Source organism: Pseudocitrobacter sp. CD920760 (genome assembly GCF_057782505.1).
In genome coordinates this window covers 1,175,409-1,188,783 of sequence record NZ_CM173490.1, presented here as the reverse complement: position 1 = coordinate 1,188,783, position 13,375 = coordinate 1,175,409, and the positions used below count along the sequence as shown (strand labels likewise).

At 52.2% G+C, this 13,375-nt stretch carries 11 protein-coding genes; 4 read left to right on the top strand and 7 right to left on the bottom strand.

Annotation, left to right across the window (positions count from 1 at the left end):
• Positions 1 to 111: 111 nt before the first annotated feature.
• The gene (locus AC1MKH_RS05280; RefSeq protein WP_276222636.1) at positions 112 to 1,356 is read right to left on the bottom strand and encodes a multidrug efflux MFS transporter; all 1,245 of its coding nucleotides are present in this window, start codon (positions 1,354 to 1,356) and stop codon (positions 112 to 114) included.
• A 168-nt stretch (positions 1,357 to 1,524) separates the two neighbouring features.
• The gene (locus tag AC1MKH_RS05275; RefSeq protein ID WP_276222637.1) at positions 1,525 to 2,208 is read right to left on the bottom strand and encodes an extensin-like domain-containing protein; all 684 of its coding nucleotides are present in this window, start codon (positions 2,206 to 2,208) and stop codon (positions 1,525 to 1,527) included.
• 99 nt (positions 2,209 to 2,307) lie between these two features.
• Here AC1MKH_RS05275 and ddlA point away from each other — a divergent pair, with 99 nt between their 5' ends.
• Positions 2,308 to 3,402, top strand: coding sequence for a D-alanine--D-alanine ligase (gene ddlA / locus AC1MKH_RS05270; protein WP_276222639.1), 1,095 nt, complete (start codon positions 2,308 to 2,310; stop codon positions 3,400 to 3,402).
• Between the two features lie 7 nt (positions 3,403 to 3,409).
• Here the strand turns inward: ddlA and AC1MKH_RS05265 are convergent, their stop codons facing one another.
• Positions 3,410 to 3,631 (bottom strand): DUF2754 family protein, encoded by a 222-nt coding sequence (locus AC1MKH_RS05265; RefSeq protein ID WP_276222641.1) that lies wholly within the window; start codon positions 3,629 to 3,631, stop codon positions 3,410 to 3,412.
• 241 nt (positions 3,632 to 3,872) lie between these two features.
• On the opposite strand from AC1MKH_RS05265, the gene AC1MKH_RS05260 reads away from it, so the two are divergent.
• On the top strand, positions 3,873 to 4,175 hold the full coding sequence (locus AC1MKH_RS05260; RefSeq protein ID WP_015965649.1) for a DUF2755 family protein: 303 nt from the start codon (positions 3,873 to 3,875) through the stop codon (positions 4,173 to 4,175).
• Positions 4,176 to 4,177: 2 nt separating this feature from the next.
• Here the strand turns inward: AC1MKH_RS05260 and AC1MKH_RS05255 are convergent, their stop codons facing one another.
• Positions 4,178 to 5,278 (bottom strand): DUF1615 domain-containing protein, encoded by a 1,101-nt coding sequence (locus tag AC1MKH_RS05255; RefSeq protein WP_276222643.1) that lies wholly within the window; start codon positions 5,276 to 5,278, stop codon positions 4,178 to 4,180.
• Positions 5,279 to 5,296: 18 nt separating this feature from the next.
• Entirely contained in the window at positions 5,297 to 6,517 is a 1,221-nt protein-coding gene (sbmA, locus tag AC1MKH_RS05250) for a peptide antibiotic transporter SbmA (RefSeq protein ID WP_276222645.1), read from the bottom strand.
• Between the two features lie 438 nt (positions 6,518 to 6,955).
• On the opposite strand from sbmA, the gene ampH reads away from it, so the two are divergent.
• Positions 6,956 to 8,113 (top strand): D-alanyl-D-alanine-carboxypeptidase/endopeptidase AmpH, encoded by a 1,158-nt coding sequence (gene ampH, locus AC1MKH_RS05245; protein WP_327621990.1) that lies wholly within the window; start codon positions 6,956 to 6,958, stop codon positions 8,111 to 8,113.
• Here the strand turns inward: ampH and AC1MKH_RS05240 are convergent.
• Positions 8,110 to 8,736 carry a helix-turn-helix domain-containing protein gene (locus tag AC1MKH_RS05240; protein WP_276222649.1) on the bottom strand — a complete coding sequence of 209 codons (627 nt, stop codon included), beginning with the start codon at positions 8,734 to 8,736 and terminating at the stop codon, positions 8,110 to 8,112. The two genes, ampH and AC1MKH_RS05240, sit on opposite strands and share 4 nt — an antisense overlap.
• A 99-nt stretch (positions 8,737 to 8,835) precedes the next feature.
• Entirely contained in the window at positions 8,836 to 11,790 is a 2,955-nt protein-coding gene (gene ehaB / locus AC1MKH_RS05235; RefSeq protein WP_276222651.1) for an autotransporter adhesin EhaB, read from the bottom strand.
• A 549-nt stretch (positions 11,791 to 12,339) separates the two neighbouring features.
• Here ehaB and hemB point away from each other — a divergent pair.
• The gene (hemB, locus tag AC1MKH_RS05230; protein WP_276222653.1) at positions 12,340 to 13,314 is read left to right on the top strand and encodes a porphobilinogen synthase; all 975 of its coding nucleotides are present in this window, start codon (positions 12,340 to 12,342) and stop codon (positions 13,312 to 13,314) included.
• The last annotated feature ends 61 nt before the right edge of the window (positions 13,315 to 13,375 follow it).

The window sequence follows — 13,375 nt, the reverse complement described above, 5'->3', positions numbered from 1 at the left end:
TCGTTTTGTGATCGAGGGAACATTTGTGTGAAATGAGGGTGAGGGAGTCGCATTTTTCCCCCTCACCCTAACCCTCTCCCTCAAGGGAGAAGGAACTGGCCGTGCCTGGGCTTACATATGACGCTGTTTTTCACCCTCTCCCTCAGGGAGAGGGCCGGGGTGAGGGTTGGTTTTACTGCGTCGCAGCATCACCACCAGTTGCCAGATATTAATCAGCACAATAATCGCTGTCGCCACAAACACCCAGCGGAAGCCCGCCATGGCAGAAACAGACGCCCCGATCAGCGGCCCGGCAACATTGCCCAAATACATAAACGACTGGTTGTAGCCGAAAATTCGCCCGGTCACGCGTTCGCTGATGTACTTCAGCAGCAGCGTCTGGACTGCCGGAAGCATCGCGCCATCGGCAAAGCCGAGCAGGAAGCGCAGCACGCCAAGCTGGAACGGTGTGGTAACAAACGACATGGCGAAGAACAGCACCACCGCAAAGCACAGCGTCGCCAATAGAATACGCGCCGTACCGATACGGTCGCCCAGCTTGCCAAGCCGTGGCGCGGAGATCAGCGCCGAGACGCCCGGTACGGCGGCGATCATCCCGCTCAGGAAAGCGATGTTGTTACTGTCCGGCGTCATCGATTTAATAAACAACGCCAGAATCGGGCCAATCGATCCGTTACACAGTTGGATCACCATGGTGGTGACAAACAGGCTGATCACCAGCCCCGGATACGGCAGCGAAGCAAATACCGCCTTCCCGCTCAGCCGCTCTGATTTGCTGATTTGCGGACGCACGCCCTCTTTGATTAAAAACAGGGTGACGAGGAAGCTAATCATCAGCAAAAACGCGGTGATGTAAAAGACCATCCGCAGACCCATGTGATCCGCGAGGAAGCCGCCGAGCAGAGGCCCGCCGATGACGCCGCTGATCTGCGCGGTAGAGAGCGTACTCAACGCCCAGCCGCTGCGCTCGCGCGGCACCTGCGAGGCCACCAGCGCCATCGCATTCGGGATATACCCCGACGTCAGCCCCATCACACCGCGCAGAATAAACAGCTGCCAGACGTTGGTGGCAAAGGCTTGCAGCAAAATGGCAATCGCCATCCCCAACGACGCGCGCAGGAGCATCAATTTGCGCCCTTTGCGATCCGCCAGGCTGCCCCACATGGGCGAGACAATCGCCGAGACCAGAAAAGTGATACTGAACGTTAGCCCTGACCACATCGAGAGTGATTCATGAGACGTGACGCCCAGCTGCGCCACGTAGAGCGGCAAAAAGGGCAGAATTTGACTGATGGCGAGGCCGGTAAAGAAGCAGCCGAACCAGACAGAGATGAGATTTACCTTCCAGGATTCCATAACTACGCGTTTTCGTTCACTTATGCGGACAAGTGCACAGGGTAGCAAGTTGTATGGCAGTCGGTATTGTCAGAGATGCGTTCGCGGTGAGTTTAGGGTTTTATCATTGATTTGCTATTTTCTGTGAACGATCTCACGTTTTAATTTCCACCAAAAAGAGAGTTATGCTTAGCGACAAAGCCCGTAGCCGCGCATACCGAGATGAAAATGATTGGCGTGCGCCGCGTTGTAGCTGGGCCCAAGCCCATTACCGTAATACTGGCAGCTAATCGCCAGCAGCGTTTGCAGGAACGGTTGAGTCTGCGGCTGCGTCCAGCCTTTCAGCACGCTAACCTGTTTACCATTCTCCAGACGAAAGCCGCTGATATCCAGCGCATTTGCCGTGGCATGTTCGCTCAGCGGGCCGTCGGCGCGATGATAAATATTGCGGCAGGCAAAACTCCCCAGATGGTCAATGCGCGTCACTTCACTGTTCAGCATTTGGCGGGAAAGTGGCTTCACCTGCTGTTCCACATACAACGCGCTGCTCAGCGCCAGGCGGCAACTGGCGAGAAAGCGATTGCTGAGTTTCACCGTGCCAAAATCACGCACCTGTACCACATCCGTGAGCGGACATGCGCCGCCGCTCGGCGCCACGCTCTGCGTACTGATAAGATTTTGCTGATTTGCCTCGGCCAGCAGCGTCTGACACTGCGCATCCGTTATCGCTTTGAGCTTCCAGCGCGTCACCAGACCGGGCGGATCGTTAAGCATTAATGGCGTAAATGGATTGTACCAGGATGGCAGCATCTGATAGCCACCATAGCCAATAGCGATAAGCCCCGCAAATACCAGCCAGCGCGTGATTTTCATCGGCTCTCCTGCCTGCAATAAAGTTAAAGATTATGGCAGATAGCCCGGAAATCACGTGGTATGTTATGTGTTTTGCGTTTGGAACGGATGGAATTAAAGATGGCGAAGTTGCGGGTTGGGATTGTTTTCGGCGGGAAATCAGCAGAGCACGAAGTGTCGCTGCAGTCGGCTAAGAATATCGTTGAAGCCATTGATAAAACACGCTTTGACGTAGTACTGCTGGGCATTGATAAGCAGGGTCAGTGGCACATTAATGATGCGCAAAACTATTTGCTGAATGCGCAGGACCCGGCAAAAATCGCCCTTCGCCACTCTGATGTGACGCTGGCGCAAATTCCAGGGAAAACCTCGCAGCAGTTGATCAACGCAGAAAGCGGCCAACCGCTGGGCGCCATTGACGTCATTTTCCCGATTGTTCACGGCACGCTCGGCGAAGATGGCTCCCTTCAGGGTATGCTGCGCGTGGCGAATCTGCCGTTTGTGGGTTCAGATGTCCTGAGTTCTGCCGCCTGCATGGACAAAGACGTCACCAAGCGCCTGTTGCGCGACGCCGGGCTGGCCATCGCGCCATTTATTACCCTGACGCGCAGCAACCGTAACCGTATCTCGTTTGCGGAAGTGGAAGCGAAGCTGGGCCTGCCGCTGTTTGTAAAACCCGCCAATCAGGGTTCCTCCGTTGGCGTCAGCAAGGTTAACAGCGAAGCGCAATATCAACAGGCCGTGGCGCTGGCATTTGAGTTTGACCATAAAGTGGTGGTTGAGCAGGGTATTAAAGGCCGCGAGATCGAATGCGCAGTGCTGGGCAATGATGAACCGCAGGCCAGCACCTGTGGCGAAATTGTACTGAACAGCGAATTTTACGCCTACGATACTAAATACATTGATGATAATGGCGCGAAAGTGGTCGTTCCGGCGGCGATTCCGGCAGAGATCAACGACAAAATCCGCGATGTGGCGGTGCAGGCGTATCAGACGCTGGGTTGCAGCGGGATGGCGCGTGTCGATGTGTTCCTGACGGCGGAGAATGAAGTTGTGATCAACGAAATCAATACGCTACCGGGTTTCACCAACATCAGCATGTATCCAAAACTGTGGCAGGCGAGCGGGCTGGATTACACCTCGCTGATCACACGTTTAATCGAGCTGGCACTGGAGCGCCATCAGGCCGATAGCGCCCTCAAAACGACAATGTAAGAAAGGGTTAGTTCGCCCCCTCTTCCACGCCGTCGCCCTCCGGGCGGCGGCGAATAATTAACCCCGCCAGCCAGAAGCTAATCACCCACGTCACCATCCCAACTGCGTAGGTTTGCCAGCCTTTCGCTTCAATACCCAGCAAGCCAACTACGCCGTTAAGAATAAAAATCAGACCAATAGCGAACGCATAGTAGTGCCAGTCACGGCGAATTTTTGTAGGCAGCTTCATAACGGCTCCGGAGATAAAAAAATCATCTTCGCATATCCCCGGCCATGGGTCTGTGGTGTGAACAGCAATTATTTAATGTTAGCAAAATGTTTACATTCGAGATTTGTGATCGCCGCACGACTCCCGGTAATCCAGGACTAATCCTTAACCGAAATTACCATAATTCTTATACTGCCCTGCGAGGAAGGCTGTCACACTCATGCCAGTGTCACGGTCATGTAATGAAGTCCGGGAGGTCTTTATGACAGATTTCGCCTTGTCGAAGCTCATCCTGAATGGGAAAAAAAGCGCATCTTCTGCGCCGGGCAACGTCGCCTATGCGGTGTTCGTTCTGCTCTGCTTTTGGGCTGGTGCACAGTTGCTAAACCTGCTGGTGCATGCGCCTGGGGTTTACGAGCATTTGATGCAAATGCAGGATACGGGCCGCCCGCGTGTAGAAATGGGGCTGGCCGTCGGAACCCTGTTTGGTCTGGTGCCGTTCCTGGGCGGCTGTGCGATTCTAGGCTTCGTGGCGCTCGTGATGCGCTGGCGTCGCCAGCGCTAATCTTAGTTCGCCATACACTTCGCCCGACGATCGTCGACGCGCTTCGCAAACCACGCCGTGGTGAGATTGCGCGTGATCTTCGGGCTCTCTAACTGAATCCCAGGTAACATCTCTTTCACCAGCGTTTTGCCGGTTTTCTGCTGCGCTATTTTATACACGCCCTTGTAGAGCTCGGTTTCTTCAAACGCCAGGCTGTCACCCTTCTTCAACTGGCGATGGATTTCGTCATCACTCAGCGAAAGTTTGCCTGCCAGTTTGCGCACCGCCAGCTCGGTCTTCCCCGCGTCATCGCTATCATAGCGGATTAAATCGCCGTCCAGCGCCAGCTTAACGCCGGTCGCTTTACTGACCGCATACTGGAATGCCGCGTTACGGCTGGCATACCAGCCTGCGTTAAAGTCTGCGAATCGGTAAATTGGGGCCGTGTAATTGGCCGGATAGTTCAGCAGATGGTACGTGCCAAACCACAGCCCACCGCGCAGGCTGAAGACTTCCTGACGTACGGTGCCGTCCATTTTCCACGGGTAACCACGCGTATGCGCCTCGGCAAAGGCAATGCTCACTTGCATCGGGCCGCCGGTATGTACCGGATTCAGCGAGCCAAACAGCGTCTGCCCCATCGGCACAATATTGATAAAGTCGTCAAAAATCGCGCTCAGCTGTTTTTCCGTTTTCACGTTATCCAGCCGCTCGCTGTAGCTTTTGCCGTTAGGCGAAGTGATTTTCAGGGCGGTATGCACGAGGAACGTCGGTATGTGCATACGCTCGGCACGGCGGTCAATCTCCTGCCAGGCGATTTTACTCAACCCTGGAACGGCGGGGTCCGCCTGATAGTTGGATTCCTGCTGCGCCACCGCCAGCACCGAACAGATATTCTCTTTTGTCGGTGCCAGCTTTTGGCTTTCAAAGGTTTTTGCCAGCGCCTGCGCCCAGGCTTCCCGGTCCTTCACGCTGGCCGGTATTTTTTGCCGCACCACCGACGCCACGTCAACGGGCTTCTCCCCTTTCTTCAACGTTGGCGTCTGTTGACTGGTACAGGCGCATAATACCAGCCCCGCCAGCAACGTTAACGGGAGTGAGACATAACGTGATACTGGCGTCATCGTGCTTCCTTGTAGAAATTAACTAAATGTGTGGGTCACTTCCTGGAGATCTTTGTCATCCAACTGGTGCTCGAAGCTGCGCAGACGTTTGTAGATGGACATCAATTCCACCAGCGTCGTCCAGGAGCTAATCAGATACTGGAACGAACCGCGCACCTGACCGAATACGTTGAGGATCTGCTGCATCAGGCCCAGCGTGATTGCACCAGCCGCAATCGAGGGGAACAACAGGAATAAACCGAAAACGTTATCGACCTGAAGATACAGGATACGGGCAATGTTGAAATACATATAGTGGAAATAGAGACGGAAGTAGTTGCGACGCACGGCGCTGAACAGTTCGCGCACGGTTGGCGGCGTGGCGCGGGCTTCGTCATCTTCGCCGTAGACCAGCTCTTTACGGTACGCCGCTTCCACACGCTGGTTTTTAAATTCCAGACCTGGCAGTTTGATACCGACAATCGCCAGCAGCCCGGTGCCCATCAGCGACCAGATGATCGCGGCAATCACCAGACCATAGGGAATGCTGCCCAGAATGGGTAGCGTCGGCACGTGGGCCGAGAGCGTAACCAGCACCGGCAGGAAGGCAATTAGCGTCATGATGGCGTTGATAAAGCTGGTGCCCATGTCTTCAAGCGTGGAGGCAAAACGCATCGTGTCTTCCTGCACACGCTGCGCTGCCCCTTCGATATGACGCAGGTGATCCCAGTGCGCCATATAGTGTTCGTTCATCGCCGTACGCCAGCGGAAGACGTAGTGGCTGACAAAGAAGTTATTAAGCACGCCGACGGTGACCGCAATCAGGGCGATGCCAAGGAAAATACCGACTTCGTGATAGAGCTGGTTAATAGAGACTTTATTTGGCGAGGTAAGCGCCTGCTGGATGAGGTCCCAGAACGGGGCATACCAGGCGTTGACCGCCACGCCCACTTCCACCAAAAACCAGGTGACGAAAATAATCAGCGCGGTACCCAGTACCGACCAGTATTGCCAGCGATGTGGGCTGCGCACAAACCAGTAGAGCGCGAAAAGCCCGACGCAAACGGCGTAGAACGCGTAGAAAACCAGATAGTTCAGCGACCAGAAGCGGGCTGCGCTAATCGGGACATCCTTCGATGCATGAACCAGATTCAGCAGCCAGCTTCCTCCACCCGCTTGCCAGAAAATGACGGCAATCAACGCCCAAATAAATGCCGAGAGAAAAAAGGGCCCCGGCTTAGGGAAAAAAGACTTAAACATAGTGCTCTCCTGCTAACTTCTTATGGTTCTGGCGTTTGCTGTGTACAACACAAGTCCTGTCGCAGCATGCGCTGCAACCAAAGGGATACCACGTAAAAACGAAAGATAACCGCACAATGAGACCGATAAACAGGCGCTTAGTTCGCCGGTAAAAGGTGCAAAATCGCCTTAACGATATTTCAGTTGTAACGCGGTTTCCAGGAAGGTTTGACTCACGTTTTAACCGTATTCAGCGACACAAATGGAATATTCATCTTATCTATCATACGCGACGGATCACAAAAGTGTGTCTTCAATACAAAGTTTCATATCCACGGTTACTCACCGTTACGTTTTTCCCGCTATGATAGCGTTTAATGGCGCTTTCTCAGGTGCCGATTCACGGTGTAAGTAGTATAAATACGCACTGTTCCCCCATTTCATTTATGGATGCCTTCGTTGAAACGTAGTCTGCTTTTTTCTGCCGCGCTCTGCGTGGCGTCATTGACATCGGTCCAGGCGGCTCAGCCGATCGCCGATCCCGTTTTTGCTTCCGATATTGTCGACCGCTACGCTAACCATATCTTCTACGGCAGCGGCGCTACGGGGATGGCACTGGTGGTTATCGATGGCAACCAGCGCGTATTCCGCAGCTTTGGCGAAACCCGGCCGGGCAACAACGTGCATCCACAGTTAGATTCAGTGATTCGTATTGCGTCGCTGACCAAGCTGATGACCAGCGAGATGCTGGTGAAATTGCTCGACCAGGGCGTGGTGAAGCTTGATGATCCGTTAAGCAAATATGCTCCGCCGGGCGCGCATGTGCCAACTTATCAGGGCTCACCGATTCGCCTGGTGAACCTCGCCACGCACACCAGCGCGCTGCCGCGCGAGCAGCCGGGCGGCGCGGCGCATCGCCCGGTGTTTGTCTGGCCGACCCAGTCACAACGCTGGTCTTATCTCAATAACGCGACGCTGAAAACCGCGCCCGGTACCCAAGCCAGCTACTCTAACCTGGCTTTCGATCTGCTGGCCGATGCGCTGGGCAATGCTGCCGGGAAACCTTATTCACAGCTGTTTGAAGAGCAAATCAGTCGCCCGTTGGGCATGAAAGACACCACCTTTACGCCGTCGCCAGATCAGTGCCGTCGTTTGATGGTGGCCGAGAAAGGCGCCAGTCCGTGTAACAATACGCTGGCTGCCGTCGGTAGCGGCGGGGTTTATTCCACGCCTGGCGATATGATGCGCTGGATGCAGCAGTATCTCTCTTCTGATTTCTATCATCGTAGTAATCAGGCGGATCGGATGCAGACGCTGATTTATCAGCGCAATCAGCTCACCCGAGTAGTGGGTATGGATGTGCCAGGCAAAGCAGATGCGCTGGGTCTGGGATGGGTCTATATGTCGCCGAAAAATGGTCGCCCAGGGATTATTCAGAAAACGGGCGGCGGCGGTGGTTTCATTACCTATATGGCAATGATTCCGCAGGAAAACGTGGGCGCATTTGTTGTAGTCACCCGTTCTCCACTTACCCGATTCGCCAATATGAGCGACGGTATCAATAATCTGGTTACGGAACTGAGCGGCAATCAGCCGCTGGCTGTTCCAGGCTCTTAATAGTCGTAGGGCAAACGCGTGATGCTGACGAGTTTGCCCTTTTCCATCTGGATATAATTTCCCTGACGCAGAGCCGAGAGCACTTCGGCAATGACCGAGCGTGAAATATTCGTTCTGTGCTGGATAAACTTCATCACGCCAACTCTGGCACGCAGATTATCGTTCCACTTTGCCATCACCAGCAGAGTGCTGCGGATTTGTTGATAATTGCTGGAGCCAATAAGCTGCGCATCACGCACTTCCAGCATGCGATGCTGCCATGTCACCCAGTAGAGTGCTTCACGCCACAATTGATAGCGCGTCAGGCAATGCAGCGTGTCCTGCACAGGCAAGTAGTACCCGCGACAATCGCTTTCGGTGGTGAGCGTGTAATCCTGTTGAATTTTCATGATGGCCCCGACCAGGCCAAAAATAGCCGGGCTTTGCGACATTCCGAACATAATATTGCCGGGGTTTCGTCGGATAGAGACCGAGCCTTGCGTTAAAACGAGAGTATGGTTTTCCGTCTTTTTATCTTCCGACAGGATAATAGCGCCAGCCGGTAAATCAAAATGGATACTGCGAGGAGATAAGTGCTTATCAAGAGTAACAAATTCGCTCAGTGGTTTACTCAATGCAGGCATTTTCTACCATCCATGTAAAAATGCCCGCCATAGTAATGACGGGCATGAGTAACGTTCAGTTAAACAGGGAAGTCACCTTCCCCGTTTACCGGAGAGCCATTACCAGGTGTATTTAACACCAGCGTTTGCGCCCCAATCCTGATCAACATCGCCGCCGCCGAGGTAGTTAACACCGGTGTAAGCGCTGAAGTTTTTGGTGAAGCTGAACTGGCTGCCCACGCCTACGCGTACTGCGGAACCTTCAACACCGTTGTCAATGCTGTCGCCGTTGACGTCGTTGTGATTGTTGGAATCGTCATACACATAAGCCAGTTTGAAGTAAGGAGTCAGAGCCTGGTCACCGTAGTTGAAGGTGTAACCAGCATCAACGCCCAGTTCATAACGCAGGCTGTCGTAGTCCTGACCACCGACATCCATGCTGTTGCTCAGGCTGTAGCTATCGCCAGACTGGAACAGACCAGAAATTGCGCCGTACGGAGTTACGTAGCCAGCGTCGTTGATTTTCCAGTCGTAGCCCAGTTTCAAGCCAAAGCCCCATGCATCGGCGGTAGTGTCGCCATCAACATAGTCGCCATTGCTCATGGTTGCGCTCAGGTCGTTGTTGAAGCGGCTGTAGCTTAAGTTGCCATCAACAAAGATGTTGTTCGCGAAGCGAGCAGAAGAGTAGACGTAGGCAGACTGGCTGTCCTGATCCACCTGACCAGTACGGTCATTCATGTCGCCTTTCGCGAAGGCAGCCGCAGCACCGACGATCCATTTAGCGTTGTTGCCGTCGATTTTGCTATCAACACCGACCATGATGCCGTTGACGTCCTGGTCATAGTTGATGGTGCCGTTGTCGCCGTTGAAGTTGCCACCGAAGTAGCTCACCCATGCGCCGCCATTGTCTTCAAAGCCGTGACGAGAGGTGTTCAGGCGATTGTTCAGGGTATCCTGCTGCATGTTCCAGATGTTGGTGTTTGCAGACGGGATGCTCAGCGCCATGTTTGCGTAATCGGTCAGCTCAGTCTGTTGCAGAACAACAGTGTTGCCCACTTGCTGTGCCTGATAGGTGTATGCACCCAGGTCAGCTTTGTTGGCAGCAGAGAAGGTCGCGGTGCTGTTTTTGTCGTTGACATAAACCAGCTCGTTGCCTTTGTAGTCTGCGATAGAACCTTTACCTGTAGCGTTGTCGATACGAACTTTGTAGTTACCGGTTGCAGCAGCTACGTTGTCGCCCGTGTTATCAACTTCGTTCTGACCCGCTTCTACGGATGCAGTGTTGTCGTTGTCGCCATTACCGTTGATAGTCAGGTGACCATCAGAGTTCATCGCGATAACGCCGTAACCGTAGTTAGATTTAGACGTGTCGTTGGTGCGGTCGTTGACCAGGTCGGTATCCATTACATAATCGCTGCTATGGATATCGAATACGCCTGCATGGATATGACCCGCAGTATCAGTAGTGCTGGTCAGGTTCAGGGTATCAGCCTGGAACGGGTTAGCATCGAACTGATCAACGTTCACATCCAACAGACCGTCATTAGTCACGGTGATGGTGTTCGCGTACAGAGCTGCATCAGTAATGCCCCAGCCCGCAGCTACATCATCAGACATTTTAACGGTACTGTTATCGATGGTCAGCGTATCAGTAGCAACGTGGCCGTCTTCACCGATATTCAGATAAGAACCACCGGTCAGGGAAATCGTGTCGGAGATCAGACTTGAATCCGCTACGTTAACCTGAGAACCGCTGTTGATGCTTAAGGTATCAATCAGAGAGGTTTTGGTAGTATCCCATTCTGAAGCACCGTTCAGGGTCACGGTGAACAGGCCGCTCTGGTAAACACTGGTATCAACAACATGATTATCTTCAGGATACAAAGAATCAGGATCATCAACACCTACAATACGAGTGATCACTCCCGGCCACAGGCTGTTAGCCTCTACATCGAGTAGAGTAGCTGTCACATCAGTGCCAGCTGCATAACCGTCATAAGTGCCATCACCATCAGTATCAACCTGATGCACAGACATTGCAGCACCGACCCACTTACTACCGTTGTTCAGGGTCACATCCATACGGTCTGTGCCATCCCAACCATTAGTATCTACGTCAGCATTAGTGTCACGATAGCTATCAGCGCCATTCGGGAAGAAGTTTTCATCAAAGTTGCTGGAGAAAACAACATCGCCCATCAGGGTTGAATTGTCGAAGGTTGCAGTAGTCTGCATCGCGTTGTCAGCATACGGATTGGCGATTGCAGCAATTGCAACATCATCAGCAGTAGGATTACCGCTGTAATTGCTGGCATTGCCCGTATGACCAAACCAACCATCCGTTCCTTCATCAGTCCATGAACCTGAGGTCACAGTAGAATCTTTAACAGTGATTGTGTTGTTAAACACTTCCTGGCTGTTAACACCAGTAGCAACGGTATTATCGTCAACATCTGACCATTCATAACCCTGAGTCAGTGTGATACCCGCTACATGAGAGTTATTCTGGATTGCCAGATCAACTTCTTGATCCAGAGTGATGGCTGTACCCATATCATAAACATCAACAACGTGGGTATCTGCGGTACCGTCAGTATACTTACCGTTGTAAGTATAATGTTCGTAGTTATCGTCAATAGTAGAGTTATCGACAGTCAGAGTCAGACGATCGTACACATAGCCAGTATCGCGATCGTTAGCACAATCAGTGGTCATGCACTCGGAAGTAATCATGCCGTGGATGGTGCTGTTTTTAATTGTCAGGCTGTTATCGTTGGTGTTGGTAGAGATACCATCATCCAGATAGTAAGTGGAGATAACGCCGTTGACAGTTGCGTTATTAATAACAGGATAGATATCACCGTTATAGAAGCTGTCAGTTGCGTAGTTGTTCCAACCTACATAACCATCATAGTAAACACCATCTGCATAAGTGGCATCATCGTAATGATGGAAAGTATTGTAGGTCGTGCCAGAAATGTCGTTAGTTGTTGTAGCATTTGCCTGAGAGGCGATTGCCAAAGTGCAAGCCAATGCTAATTGTGATACTACAAGTTTCTTTTTCCAGGAGTGCATTTGTCATCCCTCCTCAGGGACGTATATTCGTTGGTCCATCAATTAACAATGCAATATGAGTATTGTTGCGGGTGTAATTATGCGATGCACAGGATAAAAGGTTCAATTAATCTTTACTTAATGTCTGTATTCGGACAACTTAATTGAGTGATAACCGCTCGCCAAAAACAACAACAAACCCAATAATATCAATAAGTAACAACAATTCAATTTTCTAATAAAAACATAAAAAAACCACTAAATAAAATAAAACATTCACCTTCGAAATTTGAAAAAATCATTTATCCAATTTATAGAATAAATACAAAAACAAACCACCATTGAAAATAAAATCAGCATCTATGGTTGATGCGATAATTAAAAACATAGTTATATATAAAAACAATTAAAACGCCATTCAATTCATCATTGGCAATAATTTAAGAATTCCCTGAAACCGTCTTCATCGCCCCTGCGCCGATCTCCTCCTTTATAAGCACAACTTTAGTAAAACATCACGATGGTGATTCGGTTACAATGGATGCATGTTCCACAAACATCAGGCAAATCATGACCGATTTAATCACTCGCCCACGCCGTCTGCGCCGCTCACCTGCGCTGCGGGCTATGTTTGAAGAGACAACACTGAGCTTAAACGACCTGGTGTTGCCGATCTTTGTTGAAGAAGAGATCAACGACTACAAGGCCATCGACGCCATGCCTGGCGTGATGCGCATTCCGGAGAAACATCTCGCCCGCGAAATCGAGCGTATTGCGAATGCGGGTATCCGCTCGGTAATGACCTTCGGCATTTCACACCACACCGACGCGACCGGCAGCGATGCCTGGAAGGAAGACGGCCTCGTGGCGCGCATGTCGCGTATCTGTAAAGACGCGGTGCCGGAAATGATTGTCATGTCCGACACCTGCTTCTGTGAATATACCTCTCACGGCCACTGCGGCGTGCTGTGTGATCACGGCGTGGATAACGATGCAACCCTGCTGAATCTGGGTAAACAAGCCGTTGTCGCTGCGGCGGCGGGTGCCGACTTCATCGCGCCTTCTGCGGCAATGGATGGTCAGGTACAGGCAATTCGTCAGGCGCTGGACGCTGCCGGGTTTACCGATACCGCGATCATGTCCTACTCCACCAAGTTTGCATCCTCATTCTACGGCCCGTTCCGCGAAGCTGCGGGCACGGCACTGAAAGGCGACCGTAAAACCTATCAGATGAACCCGATGAACCGCCGCGAAGCGATTCGCGAGTCGCTGCTGGATGAAGCACAGGGTGCGGATTGCCTGATGGTGAAACCGGCAGGCCCATATCTGGATATTCTGCGCGATATCCGCGAACGCACTGAGCTGCCAATTGGCGCGTATCAGGTGAGCGGTGAGTACGCGATGATCAAATTCGCCGCCCAGGCGGATGCGATTGATGAAGAGAAAGTGGTGCTGGAAAGTCTGGGTGCGATTAAGCGCGCGGGCGCGGATCTTATCTTTAGCTACTTTGCGCTGGATTTGGCTGAGAAGAAAATTCTGCGCTAGTGGGTGCTTTCCCCCTCACCCTAACCCTCTCCCTCCAGGGAGAGGGGACCGGTTTTCTCCC

Bases quoted from the DNA above. Each gene is read 5' to 3' on its own strand.
- AC1MKH_RS05280 (WP_276222636.1), bottom strand. From the start codon at position 1,356: ATGGAATCCTGGAAGGTAAATCTCATCTCTGTCTGGTTCGGCTGCTTC.
- AC1MKH_RS05275 (WP_276222637.1), bottom strand. From the start codon at position 2,208: ATGAAAATCACGCGCTGGCTGGTATTTGCGGGGCTTATCGCTATTGGC.
- ddlA (WP_276222639.1), top strand. From the start codon at position 2,308: ATGGCGAAGTTGCGGGTTGGGATTGTTTTCGGCGGGAAATCAGCAGAG.
- AC1MKH_RS05265 (WP_276222641.1), bottom strand. From the start codon at position 3,631: ATGAAGCTGCCTACAAAAATTCGCCGTGACTGGCACTACTATGCGTTC.
- AC1MKH_RS05260 (WP_015965649.1), top strand. From the start codon at position 3,873: ATGACAGATTTCGCCTTGTCGAAGCTCATCCTGAATGGGAAAAAAAGC.
- AC1MKH_RS05255 (WP_276222643.1), bottom strand. From the start codon at position 5,278: ATGACGCCAGTATCACGTTATGTCTCACTCCCGTTAACGTTGCTGGCG.
- sbmA (WP_276222645.1), bottom strand. From the start codon at position 6,517: ATGTTTAAGTCTTTTTTCCCTAAGCCGGGGCCCTTTTTTCTCTCGGCA.
- AC1MKH_RS05240 (WP_276222649.1), bottom strand. From the start codon at position 8,736: ATGCCTGCATTGAGTAAACCACTGAGCGAATTTGTTACTCTTGATAAG.
- ehaB (WP_276222651.1), bottom strand. From the start codon at position 11,790: ATGCACTCCTGGAAAAAGAAACTTGTAGTATCACAATTAGCATTGGCT.
- hemB (WP_276222653.1), top strand. From the start codon at position 12,340: ATGACCGATTTAATCACTCGCCCACGCCGTCTGCGCCGCTCACCTGCG.